At 70.2% G+C, this 17980-nt stretch carries 21 protein-coding genes; 8 read left to right on the top strand and 13 right to left on the bottom strand.

Features of this window, described 5'->3' with window-relative positions; translation table 11 throughout:
- Positions 1 to 160 precede the first annotated feature (160 nt).
- On the top strand, positions 161 to 1048 hold the full coding sequence (locus NLF94_RS07080; protein WP_254840762.1) for an alpha/beta fold hydrolase: 888 nt from the start codon (positions 161 to 163) through the stop codon (positions 1046 to 1048).
- A 119-nt stretch (positions 1049 to 1167) separates the two neighbouring features.
- Entirely contained in the window at positions 1168 to 1812 is a 645-nt protein-coding gene (locus NLF94_RS07075; RefSeq protein WP_254840761.1) for a helix-turn-helix domain-containing protein, read from the top strand.
- Positions 1813 to 1840: 28 nt separating this feature from the next.
- Here NLF94_RS07075 and NLF94_RS07070 read toward each other — a convergent pair whose 3' ends face one another.
- Complete coding sequence (locus NLF94_RS07070) at positions 1841 to 2347, bottom strand: hypothetical protein (RefSeq protein ID WP_254840760.1); 507 nt, start codon at positions 2345 to 2347, stop codon at positions 1841 to 1843.
- Positions 2348 to 2631: 284 nt separating this feature from the next.
- Between NLF94_RS07070 and NLF94_RS07065 the strand changes: the two genes are divergently transcribed.
- Positions 2632 to 4230: a right-handed parallel beta-helix repeat-containing protein gene (locus NLF94_RS07065; protein WP_254840759.1), complete on the top strand. Its 1599-nt coding sequence runs from the start codon at positions 2632 to 2634 to the stop codon at positions 4228 to 4230.
- Between the two features lie 19 nt (positions 4231 to 4249).
- Here NLF94_RS07065 and NLF94_RS07060 read toward each other — a convergent pair whose 3' ends face one another.
- Together NLF94_RS07060 and NLF94_RS07055 are read right to left on the bottom strand one after the other, a co-directional pair.
- Positions 4250 to 5911 carry an ABC1 kinase family protein gene (locus NLF94_RS07060; RefSeq protein WP_254840758.1) on the bottom strand — a complete coding sequence of 554 codons (1662 nt, stop codon included), beginning with the start codon at positions 5909 to 5911 and terminating at the stop codon, positions 4250 to 4252.
- An 11-nt stretch (positions 5912 to 5922) separates the two neighbouring features.
- Positions 5923 to 6270 (bottom strand): Hsp20/alpha crystallin family protein, encoded by a 348-nt coding sequence (locus tag NLF94_RS07055; RefSeq protein WP_254840757.1) that lies wholly within the window; start codon positions 6268 to 6270, stop codon positions 5923 to 5925.
- 102 nt (positions 6271 to 6372) lie between these two features.
- On the opposite strand from NLF94_RS07055, the gene NLF94_RS07050 reads away from it, so the two are divergent.
- Genes NLF94_RS07050 through NLF94_RS07040 form a run of 3 tightly spaced genes read left to right on the top strand, consistent with a single transcriptional unit; the run spans position 6373 to position 9881 of the window.
- On the top strand, positions 6373 to 6642 hold the full coding sequence (locus NLF94_RS07050; RefSeq protein ID WP_254840756.1) for a hypothetical protein: 270 nt from the start codon (positions 6373 to 6375) through the stop codon (positions 6640 to 6642).
- Between the two features lie 31 nt (positions 6643 to 6673).
- A complete protein-coding gene (locus NLF94_RS07045; protein WP_254840755.1) occupies positions 6674 to 7939 on the top strand; it encodes a molybdopterin molybdotransferase MoeA in 1266 nt (421 codons plus the stop codon).
- Positions 7932 to 9881: a molybdopterin biosynthesis protein gene (locus NLF94_RS07040; protein WP_254840754.1), complete on the top strand. Its 1950-nt coding sequence runs from the start codon at positions 7932 to 7934 to the stop codon at positions 9879 to 9881. Before NLF94_RS07045 ends, NLF94_RS07040 begins: the two co-directional genes overlap by 8 nt.
- A 55-nt stretch (positions 9882 to 9936) precedes the next feature.
- Here NLF94_RS07040 and NLF94_RS07035 read toward each other — a convergent pair whose 3' ends face one another.
- From NLF94_RS07035 to NLF94_RS07010, 6 genes are all read right to left on the bottom strand, one after another.
- On the bottom strand, positions 9937 to 10611 hold the full coding sequence (locus tag NLF94_RS07035; protein WP_254840753.1) for a M48 family metallopeptidase: 675 nt from the start codon (positions 10609 to 10611) through the stop codon (positions 9937 to 9939).
- 104 nt (positions 10612 to 10715) lie between these two features.
- Positions 10716 to 11219 carry a universal stress protein gene (locus NLF94_RS07030; RefSeq protein ID WP_254840752.1) on the bottom strand — a complete coding sequence of 168 codons (504 nt, stop codon included), beginning with the start codon at positions 11217 to 11219 and terminating at the stop codon, positions 10716 to 10718.
- A gap of 395 nt (positions 11220 to 11614) precedes the next feature.
- The gene (locus tag NLF94_RS07025) at positions 11615 to 12247 is read right to left on the bottom strand and encodes an HAD family hydrolase (protein WP_254840751.1); all 633 of its coding nucleotides are present in this window, start codon (positions 12245 to 12247) and stop codon (positions 11615 to 11617) included.
- Between the two features lie 91 nt (positions 12248 to 12338).
- Positions 12339 to 12722 (bottom strand): LWR-salt protein, encoded by a 384-nt coding sequence (lwrS, locus tag NLF94_RS07020; RefSeq protein WP_254840750.1) that lies wholly within the window; start codon positions 12720 to 12722, stop codon positions 12339 to 12341.
- Positions 12722 to 13000 (bottom strand): 4a-hydroxytetrahydrobiopterin dehydratase, encoded by a 279-nt coding sequence (locus tag NLF94_RS07015; protein ID WP_254840749.1) that lies wholly within the window; start codon positions 12998 to 13000, stop codon positions 12722 to 12724. The genes lwrS and NLF94_RS07015 overlap by 1 nt, the downstream gene beginning before the upstream one ends.
- A 40-nt stretch (positions 13001 to 13040) precedes the next feature.
- Complete coding sequence (locus NLF94_RS07010; RefSeq protein WP_254840748.1) at positions 13041 to 13547, bottom strand: J domain-containing protein; 507 nt, start codon at positions 13545 to 13547, stop codon at positions 13041 to 13043.
- Between the two features lie 66 nt (positions 13548 to 13613).
- On the opposite strand from NLF94_RS07010, the gene NLF94_RS07005 reads away from it, so the two are divergent.
- Positions 13614 to 13817, top strand: coding sequence for a hypothetical protein (locus NLF94_RS07005; RefSeq protein ID WP_254840747.1), 204 nt, complete (start codon positions 13614 to 13616; stop codon positions 13815 to 13817).
- A 196-nt stretch (positions 13818 to 14013) separates the two neighbouring features.
- Here NLF94_RS07005 and pyrF read toward each other — a convergent pair whose 3' ends face one another.
- A complete protein-coding gene (gene pyrF / locus NLF94_RS07000) occupies positions 14014 to 14823 on the bottom strand; it encodes an orotidine-5'-phosphate decarboxylase (protein WP_254840746.1) in 810 nt (269 codons plus the stop codon).
- A gap of 84 nt (positions 14824 to 14907) precedes the next feature.
- Between pyrF and NLF94_RS06995 the strand changes: the two genes are divergently transcribed.
- A complete protein-coding gene (locus NLF94_RS06995; RefSeq protein ID WP_350355848.1) occupies positions 14908 to 15576 on the top strand; it encodes an HAD family hydrolase in 669 nt (222 codons plus the stop codon).
- On the opposite strand, the gene NLF94_RS06990 is transcribed toward NLF94_RS06995, so the two are convergent.
- The 3 genes from NLF94_RS06990 to NLF94_RS06980 form a co-directional block, all read right to left on the bottom strand.
- Complete coding sequence (locus tag NLF94_RS06990) at positions 15529 to 15921, bottom strand: DUF7993 family protein (RefSeq protein WP_254840744.1); 393 nt, start codon at positions 15919 to 15921, stop codon at positions 15529 to 15531. The genes NLF94_RS06995 and NLF94_RS06990 overlap by 48 nt on opposite strands.
- Positions 15921 to 16361 (bottom strand): DUF2240 family protein, encoded by a 441-nt coding sequence (locus NLF94_RS06985; RefSeq protein ID WP_254840743.1) that lies wholly within the window; start codon positions 16359 to 16361, stop codon positions 15921 to 15923. Before NLF94_RS06985 ends, NLF94_RS06990 begins: the two co-directional genes overlap by 1 nt.
- Before the next feature lie 100 nt (positions 16362 to 16461).
- A complete protein-coding gene (locus NLF94_RS06980) occupies positions 16462 to 17868 on the bottom strand; it encodes a winged helix-turn-helix transcriptional regulator (RefSeq protein WP_254840742.1) in 1407 nt (468 codons plus the stop codon).
- Between the last annotated feature and the right edge of the window lie 112 nt (positions 17869 to 17980).

Below are 17980 nucleotides of genomic sequence, written 5' to 3'. Positions count from 1 at the left end.
GTGACAGCGCATAGAACTGTCGGTCCGGGGCGGCGCGACGCGTCCGGCCGGCGTTCGTTCGGGCGACCGGGGGCGGGCGGCCCGATCGACCCGGCAAGTTATAAACTGCCGGATGAATCCGTCGATATTTATTCTCTGTCCGGCCGAGTAGCGTCTACCGATGGCAACCCGGACGTCAGGTCCGTCCCGAGGAGTACCGGCACAGGACGACGCCCGAACCGTCGCCCTGGAGGGAGAGCGACGGCTCGCCTACGCGGAGTACGGCCGCGCCGACGGCGACCCCGTGGTCTTCTTCCACGGAACGCCGGGGTCCCGTCGGCTGGCGTCGCTGTTCGAGACGACTGCCCGCGAGCGGGGGGTCCGGTTGCTCGCGGTCGACCGCCCCGGATACGGGCGCTCGGACCCCTGGCCGGCGCACTCGGTGGCCGACGCGGGGGCGGTCGTCGAGGCGGTGCTGGACGACGTCGGCGCAGCGACCGCCGGGGCGGTGGCGTTCTCCGGCGGTGCCCCCTACGCGCTGGCGACGGCGGCGACGCGGCCGGACCGCATCGACCGGGTCGATATCGTCGCCGGAGCGACGCCGCCCGACGTGGGCGAGGAGACGCCCGCTGTACAGCGGCTTCTCGGGGGACTGGCCAGGGACGCGCCGTCCGTCCTCGGCGGTCTCTTCCGCGGACAGGCGTGGCTCGCCGAGCGGCTCGACCCCTCGTTCGTCGTCGGGCAGTACACGGCGGACGGTGCCGGGGCGGTAGCCGACGACGTCGCGGCGGTCGTCGTCGCCGACTTCCTCGAGGCGTTCGCCCGCCACCGCAGCGGTGCTGTCCGGGAGTTCCGGGAGACGACGACGGACTGGGGCATCGATTTCGAGGCGATAGACGCACCGGTGCGGTTCTGGCACGGGGACGACGACACGAACGTGCCGCTCTCGGGCGTCCGGCAGTTCGAATCGCGGGTCCCCGGCGCCGAACTGCACGTCCTCAAGGACGCGGACCACCTCCGGACGCTGCTCCGGAGCGTCCCCGACGTCCTGGCGGAACAGGTACGGTAGCGCCGCGTGGACGGTCACCGTCCTCCGATCACGAACCGCCGACAGCGGCGTTCCGGGCGAGGCGCCGGCGAACCCGTCGATTGATGTGGCGGTCGGACGAACGCTTGCTCGACCGTGGCATGAAACGGGCCGAGTTCTCCGTGACCTACCCCGACCGGTTCGTCCATCCCATCCAGCGGCGACTCACGGAGGTGCCGTCGCTCGGGCGGGCGGAGCTTCTGATGTGGAGTCCGACCGAGGACGCGACGACGCTACTGTGGTGTGACGGCGGGCGGGAGGCGACGGAACGGGCGGTCGAGGCGGTCGACTCGCTGCTCGTCACCGAGTTCGTCGAGGACGTCGACGGGACCTACGCGTTCCTCCGGCAGCGCGACTACGAACTGCCGGCCGCGTTGCTGGACCTGGTCGCGGAGTCGCGGGCGATATTCCTGCCGCCGGTCGTCTTCCTCGACACGGGGGAGGTACGGTTCGAGGCAGTCGGCGAGGCGACGGCGCTCAGCGCGTTCTACGGGGAACTGTCCGACCTCGGCGAACCCACCATCGAACGGGTTCGGGAGTTCGAGCGGACGCACTCGCCGTCGTCGCTCACCGACCGACAGCGAGCGGCCCTGGAGGCGGCGGTGTCGCTCGGTTACTACGAGATACCCCGCGAGGGAACGGTCGCGGACGTCGCGGCCGTTCTGGACTGCTCGACGAGTACGGCCGGCGAACTGGTCCGGAAGGCGGAGGCGGCGGTGGTCCGAAACTACACCGAACGGCGCTGACGGGGACTGCCGCCGGACGAGCGTGCGCCTACGGCTCTCCGTCTTCGGACGTAGGATCTCGGTCCTCGGGGATGTGCTCGTCGAGTTCCTCATCGAGGCGCCGCACGCCGAGCCGCTCCAGCAGGTAGTTGAGCCCCTGCCAGAGCTTCTCGACCTGCGGGATGTTGGCGATAGTCACCGCGAGCTGGCCCGCGCCGAGCAGGCCCATGAGGGCCAGCCCGGCCGCGAAGAACGGGTCGCCGTCGAAGTAGGCGTTGGCCGCAAAGACGAAGAAGCCGAGGCTGAAGCCGGCCTCTATCTTCGCCTCCAGCAGGTTGATCGTCCGATCGACCTTGTCGAGCCGGCGGTCGACCGCCCGGAGCGTCTCGTTGGCCTCCCGGACCGCTTCGGCCGCCTCGTCTTCGATGCGCTCGACGCGGTCGAGGGTCTCGTTTGCGTCCTCGACGAGTTCCTCGGCCTCGGTCAGAGCCTCGGTGAACCCCTCGTCCCCGAGGAGCATCATCAGCTTCCGGGCGTTGTCGATGTCCGAGAGCATACCTCATCCTCCGGCGCGCGCCGTATCCGCTTTTGGGTGGTGCCCCGATTCCGACGACGGTATCGTACTCGACCGCCCCGGGCGGATACACTCGCCGTCGCCGCCGACCGACCGGCAGCGAGCGAATCACGGCGGGCGGCCCCGAAACGCTCAGTTCGGCCCACTCACTGCCCGAGATGCGCTCGTAGGTGCTAAGCGAGCCTTTAATACCACAGCGGCCGAACTCTCTCGCAATCGGAGGGGTCGGCCACCGCGGGGGTAGTACGATTCCCGTCGAGGGTACCATGAACGACCGTTTTCACAGGCCAGCAACCACCTCGCCAGTCGCCGAACTCTCCCGCGCTCCCGTCGAGCGGGGCGCCCCGACCGGACCCCGACCGACCCGTCGGCGACCGGTCGGCCGTCGGCGGTCGCGGCGGGGCCGCCGTGCGGTCGCGTTCGTGGTGGTGCTGCTCGTCGCAGCCGTCTTGGCGGTCGGAATCGGCGCGGTCCCGGCGGCCGCGGCGCCCACGACGCACGTCGTCGACGCGAGCGGCGGCGGCGACTACACGACCATCCAGGCGGCCCTCGACGCGAGCGCCGACGGGGACACCGTCGAGGTCCGTCCGGGCACCTACCGCGAGCAGGTCGTCGTCGACACGAACGTCACGCTCGTCGCGCCGGATGGTGCGACGCTGAACGGGTCGACGTTCGCCGGTGAGTCGGTCGGTATCGCGGTCGACCCGTCGCTCTCGACGGGTCTGGTCGTCGAGGGGTTCACCATCGAGCGCTACGGGGACGGTATCGGCTCGGGCACGTCGGCCACCGAGGACGCACCCGGATACCACTACGACGATTACGACGAGTCGGCTATCACCGGCGGCTGGACGATCAGGGAGGTCACGGTCCAGCACAACGCCGAGGACGGCATCGACATCGCGGCAGCCTCCGTCGCGTGGACGATTTCCGACGTTACGGCGCTCCACAACGGTGACGACGGCATCGAGGTGGGCGGTTACGACGGGAGCGCCGCCTGGACCATCCGCGGGGCCAACGCCTCCCTGAACCGGGACGTCGGTATCACGGTCGGCCTCTCGGAAGGCGACTGGCGCATTCTCGACTCCACGACGAACGACAACTTCGACGGCCTCGGCATGGGCGTCTACATCCTGAGCCGCGAGAGCGCATGGACGATCGGGAACCACACGGCGTCGGGTAACTCCTTCTACGGCATCGACGTGGCGGGCAGTTTCAGCGGCGCGTGGACCATCCACAACTCGACGCTCTCGGACAACAGCGGGTCGGGACTCAACGCGCACGACGTCGAGAGCAACTGGGTCGTCCGTGATACCGTCCTGCGCGGGAACTACGACTGGGGGCTCAGGGCGGGGAACTCGCCCGACGAGTTCCGCCTGGAGCGAATCACGGTCCGCGACAACAGCCTGGGCGGCATCGCAGCCACGTACACCACCGGGCAGTGGCGCATCGAGAACTCCACCATCGAGAACAACGGCGACTACCGCGGCAGGTTCGGACTCAACGCCGAATACACGGAGGGGCTCTGGACCGTCACCAACACCAGCATCACAGGCAACGTCAACGGCGGCATCAACGCCGAGGAGGGCGCGACCGACCGCCCCGTCGGGGACGCGACCGACAACTGGTGGGGACAGTCCAGCGGACCGGCGGCCGGACAGTGCGTCGGGAACGTCGACTGCGTTCCATACCTCGATAGCTCGCCGGCCGGCGACGCCGGAACCGAACTCGACCCCTACCTCGACGGGGGCGTCGTCGACACCGACGGGCTCCGCCGGGCCATCGACGACTGGCGGGCCGGCGATATCGGCACCGACCTGTTGCGGGACATCATCGACTACTGGCGCACCGGCGAGAACGTCGAGTAGAGCTCCGACCGGACGGTCGCTACTCGTCGCCGCGGCGCTGTCGCATCTGCTGGCGGGTGAACTGCGGGGTCGCCCGGAGGCCCTTCTTTTGGCGGAACGACCGCCACAGCATGACGGCGACCGGGACGGCGACGGCGGCGGGCACGAGCGCGGCCACGAGCGTCGAGAAGGCGTACAGCACTGCCGAGGCCATGATCGTCGCCGACAGCAGGCCGCCGAGGATGAGCCGTTTGGCCAGCCGATCCAGTGCTCGTTCGTCGTCGGAGACCTCGAACTGGACGGTGACGTCGCCGCGGTCGACGCTGTCGAGGGTCCGCTCGAGCTTCGGCGGTACCCGGACCATCGACTGTCCGAACTCCTGGAACTCCGTGGCCCGCTCCGCTACGAAGTCGCGGGCGCTATCCTCGATGAACCCCTCCTCGCCGAGGTAGTCGGTCGCGACCGCGATGAAGTCGAAGTCGGGGTCCAGCGTCACGCAGACGCCCTCGACGACGGTGGCGACCCGCAGCACCAGCGCGAGGTTGGGCGGCAAGCGGAGCGGGAACTCGTAGATGGTGTCCTCGACCTGCTGGATGATCTGCTGGACGCGGTACTGTTCGATGTTCTCGCCGCGGGCGTCGGCGATGGCCAGTTCCATCACGTTCGACATCACCTCGCGGTCGGCCTCGGGGCTGAGCGTCCCCATCTCGATGAGCGTGTCGAGGATGGCGTCGGTGTCCTGGCGGGCGACGGCCATGTAGAACTCGACGATCTTCTCCTGGATGAGCGGGTCGACCCGGCCGGACATCCCGAAGTCGTAGAAGACGACGGTGCCGTCGTCCTTGACGGCGAGGTTGCCGGGGTGGGGGTCGGCGTGGAAGACGCCGTCCTCGACGATCATCTGAAGGTAGACGCGCTGCAGCGTCGTCGCCAGCGCGGTCCGGTCGACACCCAGCGCGTCCAGGTCGTCGATCTGGGAGATCTTCGTCCCGCCGACGTACTCCATCGTCAGGACGCGCTTACTGGAGAGTTCGGGCACCGCCGCCGGGACCCGTACCCGGTCGTTGTCGGCGAGGTTGGTTCCGATCTCCTCGAGCATCCGGCGCTCGCGCTCGTAGTCCATCTCCTCGCGGATGGTCTTCTCGAACTCGTCGGCCAGCGTCTCCAGCGAGAACGACCGCGCCCGGTCGACGAACCGCATCAGGATCGGCAGCGACCACCGAATGACCCGGAGGTCGGCCTCGACGAGTCGCTCGATGCCGGGGCGGCGGATCTTCACGGCGACCCGACGACCCTCGTAGGTGGCGACGTACACCTGCCCGAGGCTGGCGCCGCTTATCGCCTCGGTCGTGAAGTCGTCGAACGTCTCCTCAACGCGGCCGATGTCGGCCTCGAGTATCTCCCTGGCGTCGGCCCACTCGGCTGGCGGGACGTCGTCCTGCAGGGACTCGAACTCCTCGACGTACTCGGGGGGCAACACGTCGGGACGCGTCGACAGCAGCTGGCCCAGCTTGATGAACGTCGGCCCCAGCGTCAGGAGCGAGTCCAGGAGCGAGCGTGCCCGCTTCCGGCGGGTTTCGGCCGACACCTGTCGGCTCGCGCCGAACAGGAGAAACCGGTTGCGGTCACGGGCGTACGCCAGGAGTAGCGGCAGGAACTGGTAGGCGACGACGACGAACCGCCGATAGGAGCGGAGGGTCACCCACGTCCACCTCAGGAGATCGGAATACGCTCACCGCCGTCGTCGGCCGACTTGGGCAATCGAAGCCGGAGGACGCCCCGCTCGACATCGCCCTCCGCGTCGGCCCCGGTCGCGTCCGGGGGGAGCGGCAACTCGGCGTCGAGAAACAGCGACCGCTCCTCGGTCACGTAGCGGAACGACGCCGGGATCGACTTCTCCCTGCGCGCCTCGACGCGGAGCCGTCCGTCCTTGACCGTCACGTCGACCGTGTCGGCGCTGGCGCCCGGTAGATCGAGAACGAGGAGGTAGGCATCGTCACTCTCCAGCATGTCCGCAAACACCGTTTCCGGCAGGTCGCCCAACGCCTCGCGCAGTTGCATACGACCACGTACGGCCGGCGGCGCGTTAAAGCCCCCGGTGGCGGAGGCTCCGGGACCGAAACCGTCGATAGATACTTGATAACACACACCAGAGATTTACTGATGGCACGCGCGAGCAGGTCGCCGGGAGGTGGGGCGCGGGGCGCGATGATCTACAACGACGGCCCGAAGGCGGTTACGCTCCGGGTGATGGTCGGCGGCCGACAGCGGCCGGATTCGGTGACGCTCCCGCCGAAGGAATCGGTTACCGTCCCGGCGACCCCACCGGGGGAGGTCACGGTGGACGCCGACGGCGGTACCGCGACGGCTCCCGCATCGATCGCGCCCACCTTCGTCGTCCGGCCCGACTCGGTGCTCGTCGTCCCGGAGTGAGCCTTTTGACGCCGGCACCCTCAGTGGGCATATGAGCGACGTACGTCGGTCGGGCTTCAAGGAGCGGACGCGGGTGGCGACGGCACGCCAGCGCCTGCTCGAGACCGACCGGATCGAGCGAACCGAGCGGATTCCACTGTCGGCCGCCGACGGACGCGTCGTGGCCGACCCGATAGACGCCGCCCGGGACGTGCCCCACTACGCCCGCGCCGCGATGGACGGGTGGGCGGTCCGCGCCGAGGACACCTTCGGCGCCTCGGACCGCTCGCCGTCGGTGCTGCGGCCCGCCGACTCGGTCGGTCCCGACGCCGCAGTCCGGGTCCACACCGGGAGCGAACTGCCGGCCGGTGCCGACGCCGTCGTGAAAGTCGAAGACGTCGAGACCGTCAACGACGACCTGGAGGTGTTCGACGCCGTCGCCGGCGGCGAGAACGTCGCCCCCGTCGGCGAGGACGTCGAGGCGGGCCAGCGCCTCTACGACCCCGGCGACCAGTTGCGGCCCTCGGACCTGGGCCTGCTGAAGGCCACCGGCGTCGACGTCGTCGAGGCGGTCGCCGAACCCGAGGTGGCCGTCGTCCCGACCGGCGAGGAACTGGTCCAGGCCGACCCCGCCCCCGGGGAGGTAATCGAGACGAACCGCTTTACCGTCTCCCGACTTGCCGAGCGGTGGGGCGCCGACGTGACGCGGCGCAACATCGTCACCGACGACTTCGAGGCGCTGCGGGCGGCCGTCGAGCGGGACCTCACCCGCGACGTCGTCGTCACCACCGGCGGCTCCTCGGTCGGCGAGCGGGACCTGATCCCGGAGGTGGTCGAGGAACTGGGCGAGGTGTTCGTCCACGGCGTCGCGCTGAAGCCCGGCCACCCTGTCGCGCTGGGCCGAGTGAACGGCGTGACCGTCGTCATGCTGCCCGGCTACCCGGTCGCGGCCATCGTCAACGCCGTCCAGTTCCTCCGGCCGCTGATCAAGCACCTGGGCCGGATGCCCGCCCACCCCCTGCCCACGAGGGAGGCGACGCTAACCCGGAAGATACGTAGCGAACCCGGCGTCAAGACGTTCGCCCGCGTGAAACTGGAGCGCGTCTCGCAGGGCGACCAGAACGGGTCCAGCGGCGAGGGGAACGGGCCACGAGACGAGAGCGACGACGGCCTGGAGGCGACGCCGACTCGGGCCAGCGGGGCCGGTGTCCTCTCCAGCGTCGCCCTGGCGGACGGCTGGGTCGTCGTCCCCGAACCGCGGGAGGGGATACCGGCCGGCGAGACCGTCGCCGTCGAGAACTGGGAGTACCATGAGTAGAAAGGAGTTCCGCGACCTCGCCGACCCCGAGGCGGCCCGCGAGGCCATCGCGTCGCTGGAGCTGCGGCCGGACGACGAGACGGTCCCGCTCCGTGAGGCCCGCGGCCGCGTGCTCGCCGAACGCGTCGACGCGGAACTGGACGTGCCGGGCTTCGACCGCGCCAGCGTCGACGGCTACGCGGTCCGGGCGGCCGACACCTTCGGCGCCGACGAGGCCGAGCCCGCCCGCCTCGAACTGGTCGGCGAGGTCCACGCCGGCGTCGAACCCGACGTCGAGGTCGGCGACGGCGAGTGCGCCGAGGTATCGACCGGCGCCGTCCTGCCGCCCGGCGCCGACGCGGTGGTAATGGTCGAGCGAACGGACAGGGTGTCGCGGAGCGACACCGAACGGTCTCGCGGAGAGGGCGAGCGGAGCGAGTCCGAACCGCGAGACGCGGAGGGTGACGACGTCCTCGTCCGCACGTCGCTGGCGCCGGGCGACCGCGTGATGTTCGCCGGCGCGGACGTGGCGGCCGGCGAGCGCGCGCTCGGGCCGGGAACGGTGCTCACTTCGCGGGAAATCGGCCTGCTGTCGGCGCTCGGCGTCGACGAGGTGCCCGTCCGCGGGAGGCCCACGGTGGGCATCATCTCGACGGGCGACGAACTGGTCCGGCCCGGCGACCCGCTGAACAGCGACGCCGGCGAGATATACGACGTCAACAGCTACACGACGGCGACGGCCGTCGAGGAGGCCGGCGGCGAGGCGCGGCTCTACCCCCACGCCGGCGACGACTACGACGCCATGGAGTCCGTCCTCCGGGAGGCCGCCGCGGAGTGCGACCTGGTGCTGTCCTCGGGGTCGACCTCGGCGTCGGCCGTCGACGTCATCTACCGCGTCGTCGAGGAGTCCGGCGAACTCCTGCTGCACGGCGTCGCGGTCAAGCCGGGCAAGCCGATGCTGGTCGGCCGGCTCGCCGGGAGTGCATACGTCGGCCTGCCCGGCTACCCCGTCTCGGCGCTGACCATCTTCCGGACCTTCGTCGCACCGGCCATCCGCGAGGCCGCCGGCCTGCCCGAACCGCAGACGGCGACCGTCGAGGGGTCGATGGCCGTCCGGGAGCGCTACGAGGAGGGCCGCCTGCGGTACATGCCGGTCGGCCTCGTCACGGACGGCGACGGCGAGACGCTCGTCTACCCGGTCGACAAGGGCAGCGGCGCGACGACGAGCCTCGTCGAGGCCGACGGCGTCGTCGCGGTCCCGCCCGACGTCGAGTACCTCGACGCCGACGAGCGCGTCGAGGTCCAGCTGTTCTCGCCGGACGTCCGGCCGCCCGCCGTCTTCGGTGCCGGCGAGGACGACCCCGCCCTCTCCCGGTTGCTCGACCGCGTCGAGCGGCCGCGCTACCTCGGCGTGGGCAGCCGGCAGGGGGCACGCCGACTCCGCGACGGCGTCACCGACGTGGCCGTCCTCACGGGCGAGGCCGACCCCGACGGCGCCGTCGAACTCGGCGGCTGGTCCCGCGAGTGGGGGCTACTCGTTCCCGAGGGCAATCCGAAGGGAGTCGAGGGGGTGGCCGACCTGGTCGACCGCGAGGTGCGGTTCGTCAACCGGACGACCGACTCGGGGCTGCGGACGACGCTCGGGAACGCCGTCGCCGACCTGGCCGACGAGCGCGGCGTCGACCGCCACAGTCTCGTCGAGGGAATCGACGGCTTCGAGTTCGCGGTCCGGGCCCACGAATCGCCCGCGAGGAAGGTGCTGGCGGGGGCGGCCGACGCCGGTCTCGGCCTGCGGGCGACGGCCGAATCGCTCGGGATGGGCTTCGTGGCCTGCGGCGAGGAGTCCGTCCGGGTTGTCGCCAGCGAGGCCCGCCGCGAGAAGCCGGGCGTCCGGGACTTCGAGACCGCCCTGGCGTCCGTCGAGGACGTCGTGGCCGACCTGCCGGGCTATCGGGCGGAGTGACCGAGCGCCCGGCGACGTATCGCGGTCCGTAGCGGTCGCCCCGAGTCGGCGCCAACTATTCGGCGGATACGCGGGCCCGGAGCTTCTCGAGGCGCCGTTCGGGGGTGGGTTCCAGCCACCGCTGCCAGACCGCTCGGGACGGGTCGACTCGCGTCTTCGTCTCGAGGAACTCCAGATACGTCCCGCGTCCGCAGTTCGCCGCTGCCCGGCGGTCCGCACGATAGACCAGCCACCGTTCGATCACCGGCAGGCAGACCGCGAAATACCCGACTGCGGGGAGGAACCCCGCAACCGGAAGGAGCCGGTTCAAACCCGGTGGGAACGCGGCACCGATCCGCGGAGCAGCGAGTACCAGCACCACGCCGACTCCGATTGCCACGTTGTGTATCGCTCGACCGTGACTGCGGACGTGGGACGAGACGTGCGAAATCAGACACTCCAGTTCGTCTCGGTCGAGCGTCTCGACCGCGGTCGAACTCACCACCCATCGCGGCGGAAGCGTGCTGAACCGCGTCGCCGTGATCCGGTCGCCGTCGACTACCTTCCTCTTCGATCCCCGGTCGATGTCTTCGGGTAGAGCGTCGACCGTGGTCCCGACGTCGGTCGCCGAATCTCTCACGGCCCAGACGACGTAGCCGACGGCGGCTTTTATGAAGTACGTGCCGACGACGATGACCGAGAGAGCCAGTAAGCTCCCGAGGAGTGAACGGGTGACCTCTCCGAGGACCATACGCGAAGGGGACTAGTCGACGACAAATTATTAAATTTTCTATAATATAGAGAGATAATAAATCCAGGTCGCAACTGAATCCTCGGTTACGGCGGACGGCCCGGTTACGTGACGAAGAAATCCGACTTCGCGTCGGGGTCGCCCGCGTCCTGGAGCCGTTCGATCTTCGAGGGCGCGCGGTTCCGGATGATGACGATGTCGTATCCGCCACGGCTCGAGATATTGCCGCCGACGCTCGTGACCGAGGTGACGATGCGACCGGCGTTCTCGCTGCCGAGAAACACCATCGAGGCGTCCTCCTGACGGGCGGCCTTCGAGATCTGCGTGCTTATCGTCCCGGTCGGGGCGTACTTGTCGACGGTGATGTGGCGGAAGTCGGCCTCGGGGACGAGGTCGACGACCCGTTCGTGGAGCGACGAGATGATGGACTTCACGTCGAACGGTTCCTCCGGGCCAAGCCAGCCGTGTTCGCGGGCGTACTGCTTGTTCCGGCGCGGGACGACCGTCACGGCCAGGACCCGCTCGTCGAGTACGTCTGCGAACTCGCTCGCGCGAACGAGCGCGGTCTCGGCCAGTTCCGAGCCGTCGAAGGGGACGACGAACGTCATGTGTGAAGTTGTACGGGATCGAGAATAAATGAATCGCCGGTCCCTTCCGGGGGTGGCGTTCGAACGAGAGTGTTTACCGAGTGGTCCGGTAGACTGGCTTCGAACTCGGCGTGATGACCTCGAAAGCCCTCGGCCCTTTCAGTCCACCAGGGACCGCCGGGGTCAGCCGACATCCTGGCGGACTGAAAGGGCGAGCGGCGGTCGGCCCCTCCCGGACGACGCAAGCACCGCAGGGAGCGGAGCGACCGAGGCGCGCAGCGAGTCCCGGAGGGTCGAGCGCCGCGAGGGCTTTCGAGGTCGTCAACGAGTGAGTTCGCTCCGATATCCGTGAACCACCCACTACATTCGCACGCTCATCCGAACACCGCCCTTCCGCACCGCGCGTTCGACGAACGCTACGACTGGACGAGTTCGTCGACCCCTTCGAGGCGGTGGTCGCCGACCACACAGAGACCGCGCCGTTCGTGGCCGTGGCGCTCGACGTGGGCGCCGTCGAGACCGGCGTTCCAGGCGGCACCGACGTCCTGCGGGCCGTCCCCGACCAGCACGCCCGACCCGCCGCGGGCGCCGGCCGCGTGTAGCGCCATGTGGACCGGTTCGGGGTCGGGTTTCCACCCCGTCTCGGGCGTACAGCAGACCACCGCGTCGAACCAGTCCCGGATGTCCAGCGTCTCCAGCACCGGGTCGGTGAGGTGCTCCTGGCAGTGGGTCACCAGCACCGTCGGCGCCTCGAGTTCGCCGACGACGGCCGCGTCGTCGTGGAGGAAGGTCGCCTCCGCGCGGGCCTGGCCGTCCTCCTCGGCGTGGAACGCCTCCCAGAAGGCATCGACGTCGACGCCCCACGCCTCGAGCTGGTCGTTGCGGACGCCGCCGAGACCGTGCCAGATGGTCTCGGCCTGCTCGTCGGTGAACCCGTAGCCGAGGCGGTCGCCCACCCGCCCGAAAACGTCGTGGATGTACGCCGGTTCGACGTCGACGAGCGTCCCGTCGAGGTCGAACGCCCAGTGGTCGTACGGCGGGACAGTCATGGACTCGTACGGTAGCGGGCTGTCCGGTAAGTGTCTTCCGGGTCGGACCGGTCCCGCTCGCCCGGTCGTCGGACGGTCACCGGGTCGCCGGTCATCGGTCGACGACGTGGACCCGCGAGCCGAGGTACTTCTTGACGACCTCGGCGGCGTCCTCGGCCCGGAAGAGCGCGAGGTCGTCGGCGATTTCGGCCTTCAGCGCCTCGAAGTACGCCGCCTCCGTCCGGAGTTCGCGGAACTCGATGGAGACGACGTCGGCGTCGAGGGCCGCCGCCGCCGACTGCCGGAGGTAGTCGGGGTCGTTCACTTCGCCCCGCCAGAGGTTGTCCCGGAAGAACAGCCAGCCGTCCTCGCCGGGGTCGGCGGCCCGCCTGAACAGCGTCGTCTCGACGGTCGCGGGGTCGAGCCGCAGGTCCGGATCGTCCGGCGAGAGGTCGACCCGCACCGAGAAGACGTACTCCGCCTCGCCGGTCGCCATCAGTCCGCCAGTTCGTTCAGCCGGGCGGCGAGGTCGGTGTCGTTTTCGGTGATGCCGCCGGCGTCGTGGGTGGTCAGCCGGACCTCCACCTCCCGCCAGCCGACGGTCATCTCTGGGTGGTGGAACGCCTCCTCGGCGAGACCGCCGGCGCCGGCCGCGAAGCCGACGCCCTCGAGGTAGGAGTCGAACTCGAAGGTGCGGGCGATTTCGTCGCCGTCGCGCTCCCAGCCGTCCGGTAGCCGTGCCTCGATTTCCTCGTCAGAGAGCAGGTCGCTCATGGCCGAACGGAGGGCCGCAGCGGGCATAAAACCACGCCGTTCAGCCGACGAGCGTCTCGTAGGCCTCGGTCACGCGCTTGAACTCCTCCTCGTCGCCGCCGCGGTCCGGGTGGACGTCCTTGACCTTCCGCCGATAGGCCCGTTTCACGTCGCTCTCGTCGGCGCCGGGGTCGAGGTCGAGTCGCCGGTAGGCCTCGGCGGGGCTGAGACCGGTCGCGGCCTGACGGCCGGCGGGTCCACGCTGCCGTCGTCCCCGACGCTGGCGTTGCCCCCGACGGGCCCGCTCCCGGTCGCGGCGCGCCTCCCGGCGGGCGCCGGCGCCGAACCCGCCGCCCGGTCCGTCGGCGGTCCCGCGGCGCCTGCTCCGGGCGACCCGCTCGCGGAGCTTTCCGGATGACTGGTACCAGAAGAGGGCCGTCGCCGCTCCCAGCGGGACCGCGAGGACGAACAGGACGGGCTCGAAGGCCGCGACCGCGATCAAAAGGACCGTCGCGGTCATCGCCGCGAAGACGAACGTGAGGCCGACGAGGAGCCGGTCTTGCTGCACGGCCGCTCTAGGGGCCACACCCACGTAAGCCTCCGGCTTTATCAGCCTGCGGACACAACGTCCGGTATGAGCGTCGCGGGGCTCTGTGAAATCTGTGAGGCGGCCACCGTCGAGGACAGCTGTGACCGCTGTGGACGGCTCGTCTGTGCGAAACACTACGACACCGAGACTGGGCTCTGTACGGACTGTCTGGCCGACCTCCGTGACGTGCCGGCCGACGAGCGCGAGGAGCGCGACTACCCCGACGGCGTCGACGAGTATCGGTTCTAGGACCCCCACTTTTTGCACGTCGCGGCTTCGCCGCGCCGGCAAAAACGTGGGGAAAATATGCGCGCGTGCTCCTTTCGCTCGCTTCGCTCGCTCCAGTCCGCGCGCGCTACGGCGATTCGGCGCCTTCGGCGCCTCATCGCCGGGAACCGCGAGCGCGCCCGCGGCGCGCTCGCGGATGCTGGTCGGCCGCTCCGTCCTACCGATACCGGTTCAGCCGCCGCTTCAGTTTCTTCGCGGCATCGCCGGCCGCCCGGAAGTAGGCAGCCTCGTCGTCGGCCCCCTCGCCGGCGAAGATGACGCCCCGCGAGGAGTTGACCAGGCCGACGCCGTCGGCGAGACCGTACTCGATTGCGGCCTCGGCGTCGCCCCCCTGGGCGCCGACGCCCGGCACGAGGAAGGGCAAATCGACGAGTTCCCGGACCGCCTCGAGTTCTTCGGGCGCCGTCGCCCCGACGACGAGGCCGACGTTGTCGTGCTCGTTCCACTCGGCGGCGCGCTGGGCGACGTACTCGTAGAGCGGCTTGCCGTTGCCGACCTCGAGGTTCTGGAAGTCGGCGCCGCCGGGGTTGGAGGTCCGACACAGCACGATGACGCCCTTCTCCGGCATCGAGAGGTACGGCTCCAGGGTGTCTCTGCCCATGTAGGGGTTCACCGTCATGGCGTCGACGCCGAGGCCGTCGTCGTCCAGCAGGTCGGCGTACTGGCGGGCGGTGTTGCCGATGTCGCCTCGCTTCGCGTCCAGCAGGACGGGAACGCCCTTCCCGTGGGCGTAGGCGACGGTCTCTTCCAGCGCGCGCCAGCCGTCGGGGTCCTCGTAGAAGGCGGCGTTGGGCTTGAAGCAGGCGGCGTGTTCGTGGGTCGCGTCGATGATTCGGCGGTTGAACTGCCACCGCGGGAGGTCGCCGTCGAGGAACTCGGGGAGTCGGTCGCGGTCGGGATCCAGGCCGACAGAGACGACGCTGTCGACGGCCGCGATGCGGTCCCGGAGGTCGTCGAAGAAGCTCATCGGCGGCGATGCTCGGGCGGCCACCAAAACGCTGCCGCTCGACGGCCCGCAGAAGCTATACCCCACAGGCTCCAATCCGTGACCGTGTTCCAGGCCGTCGCGTTCGACCTCGACGACACGCTCGCGGTGACGAGCCGCGACCGTGCGACGCTGCTGGAGGACGCGACGGCCAGCGCGGACGTCGACGCCGGCCTCGACCGGGACGCCTACCTCGAGGCCCACCGCGAGCACAGCGGCTCCGAGAGCCGCCGGCCGGTGTTCGAGGCGCTCCTCGACGAGCGGGCGGACGCCGGCGCGCTCACCCGCGCCTACCGCGAGGCCGTCGGCGAGGCCATGGAGCCGGTCGAGGGCGCGGCGGACGTCCTGGCGACCCTCCGCGAGCGCTACCGGGTCGGTCTCCTGACCGACGGTCCCGAGCGGACCCAGCGGGACAAACTCGGGCGACTGGGGTGGGGCGACGCCTTCGACGCCGTCGTCGTCACGGGCGGCATCGACGCGCCGAAACCCGAACCGGGGGGTTTCGTCGCGCTGGCCGACGCCCTCGGCGTCTCGGCCTCGACGGTCGCCTACGTCGGCGACGACCCCGACCGCGACGTCGCCGGCGCAGCGACGGCCGGGATGACGCCCGTGCAGGTGGTCTACGACGGCGGACCCGCGGTCCACCCGCTCGCGGCCGCCACCGTCGAGCGCTCGGCGTTGCGGTCGCTACCCGGACTCCTCGAGCGCCTCGGCGACGGCGCGGACGACGCGTAGCGCGGGCTTTACCTCGGCACCGTTCTCGACGAAGACGAGCGTCCGCGGCGGGGCGACCGCCTTCGGCCGGACGCGGAGGCCCTCACCGTGGCCCGCGTCGGCGGCCCGCTGGACGCCGACGAGGAACTCGATGTGGGCCCGGTCGGGGTGGACGTACGCTTCCGCGAGTCGGCGGCCGTCCTCGATTTCGACCGCGTAGGCGAAGGTGCCGGCCTCGGTCTGCTCGACGTCGTCGCGGGCGTCGACGACCGACAGCCGACCGAGGACGCCCCGCTCGTGGCCGTGAACCTCCGAGGAGAGCAGCCGCGCGATGCGTTCGCCGTCTCCGAGTTCCTCGTCGACCATTACAGCTCCGAGCGGGCGGCTTCGGCGTGTTCCTGGACGTCGATACCCTGCCGGTGTGCGTAGAGGACGGCCGCCGCCTCGACGGTGACGGCCAGTTCCGACTGCAGGCCGTTGACGGCGGCGACGGCCTCCTGTTTCTCGTGGCCCGCCTCGACCAGTTCGTCGAGCACTCGCTCGAACGTCGAGCGCGCCTGGAGGATGGACTCGCCGGGAGCGAACCCCTCCGGAACGTCGACCTCGCCGGGGTCGAAGGCGGCCCGCACCTGGCCGTCCCCGCGCTCGAGCAGCCCCTCGCTGGCGGCGACGTCGACCAGGCGCTTGGCCTGGTCCGGCGAGAACCAGTCGCGGTCCAGGGAGAGAGCGACCACGAACGCGCTCTCGCCCATCTCGCTGGCTCCCTCCTCCCGGAAGGGGGCCGCGACGGCGCGCTTGAGGCTCATGGACGCCGAGAGTGGCGGCGCCAGCAAATAGGCGTCGGTCGACCGGTGGGAGTCGGCGTCGAGCCGGACGGACGGACGGACGGGACCGCTGTCGGGCGCTTCAGTCGGCGCCGACCTCGTGGCCGGCGTCGGCCGCCGCCTCGCCCGCGTCGACGTCGAGACTCGTCCGGACCCACGGTGCGAGCTGGCTGACCTTCGTCGACCCCTCCTTCGTCTGGACGACGATACCGTCCTCGGAGAGTCGCTCGAGGTGGTACGACACCGTGCTGTAGCTCCTGTCGACCGCCTCGACCAGGTCACCGACCGTCGCCGTCCCGCAGTCGCGGAGCTCCTCGATGATGGTGCCGGGCATCTCGTCTTCGAGCGCCGCCACCAGCTCCTCGTTCTCCACGCCGTGCGGGAAGAACCGACGGTTGCCGCGTATCTTGTCCGACCTGACGAGTCGCTCGCGCTCGAGGACCCGGGCGTGGTGTCGGACGGTCGAAAGCGACGCGTCCGAACGCTCCGACAGCTCGGTCAGTGTGATCCCCGGCGAGTTCTCGATCCACCGCTTCATCCGTGCCCGGAGGTCGTGCTCCAGGGGATCCTTGCCGTCGTTGCCGAACCGGAACGCGACCGCTAGCCGACCTCCCCAGTCGGCGAGGACGGCCGCGGCCGCCGAGAGGGCGCTCGCAAGCGGCTTGAGGAGGACGACGACGACCAGAGCCCCCACCGGCAGTACCGCGTCCGGGATCGGAACCCCGGCGAACGGCGCCAGCGATCCGATCAACGTCGGCGAATTCTCGGTCGTCCCGATGGAGCCGCTACCGGCAGGTTCGGAGGCGTCGGCCTCCGGACGGGCCTCGCTGTCGGCCGCCGTCCGATCCGGTCGTGAGGCCTCCCGGGAGAGCCCGTCCTGGGAGCCGCCGGTGCTCTCGTCCGCGACAGACGGCCCCATCTCGGCCGGCGCGGTCGGCGCGACCGGCGCGGCCGACTCCGGACTCTCGAGGTCGGGCGAGGTCGGGTCCACGCTCGGGGACCGCCGATCGAAGGAATCCGGCCGGAGGACGACGGGGACGTCCCGCAGGTCGGCCTCGGGGAGCCGGGCCAGAACGGTCAGACGGACCGGAGCGGACAGTCGGTTCGACCCCGTTTTGCGGTCCGTGACCGAGCGCGAATCACCGACTTCCACCTCCAGTGCCGCCGTCTCCTCTCGGCTCTCACTTCGGTCGGTCGTTTCGCCGCCACTCTCGGATTCGGTTCCGTCAACGGAGATGCCGACGGCGTCCACGGACTCGACGGTCCGCTCGGAGGCGGTATCGACGGTGTCACGTACCACGTCGACGGCTCCCGAGACCGTCCGATTCTCCTCCGAGTGGTTCCCGAAGCGTCCGTCGTCCCCGGACGAATCGTCGTCGGCCCAATCGTCGTTCCCGTCCCAGGCGGCCGCCGTTCCCACGAGCGGCCCGGCCAGGAGGGCAACGACCACCACCAGCCCGATTGCGACTGTTCTCGTTCGGGTTCCCATTTGCGCCACCGATGGTTGGCTCTTCGACTGTGTCTGTATCACGCTTCTTCCGGGCATGCACGGTCATTTATTACCCCGGTCGGTGGACGACTGCGAGGCGCTCGGATCGGGT

Origin of the sequence: Natronomonas marina, from assembly GCF_024298905.1 — an archaeon.
Lineage (GTDB): Archaea > Halobacteriota > Halobacteria > Halobacteriales > Haloarculaceae > Natronomonas > Natronomonas marina.
The sequence above is the reverse complement of the archived record's forward strand: the minus strand, read 5'-3'. Positions and strand labels throughout refer to the sequence as shown.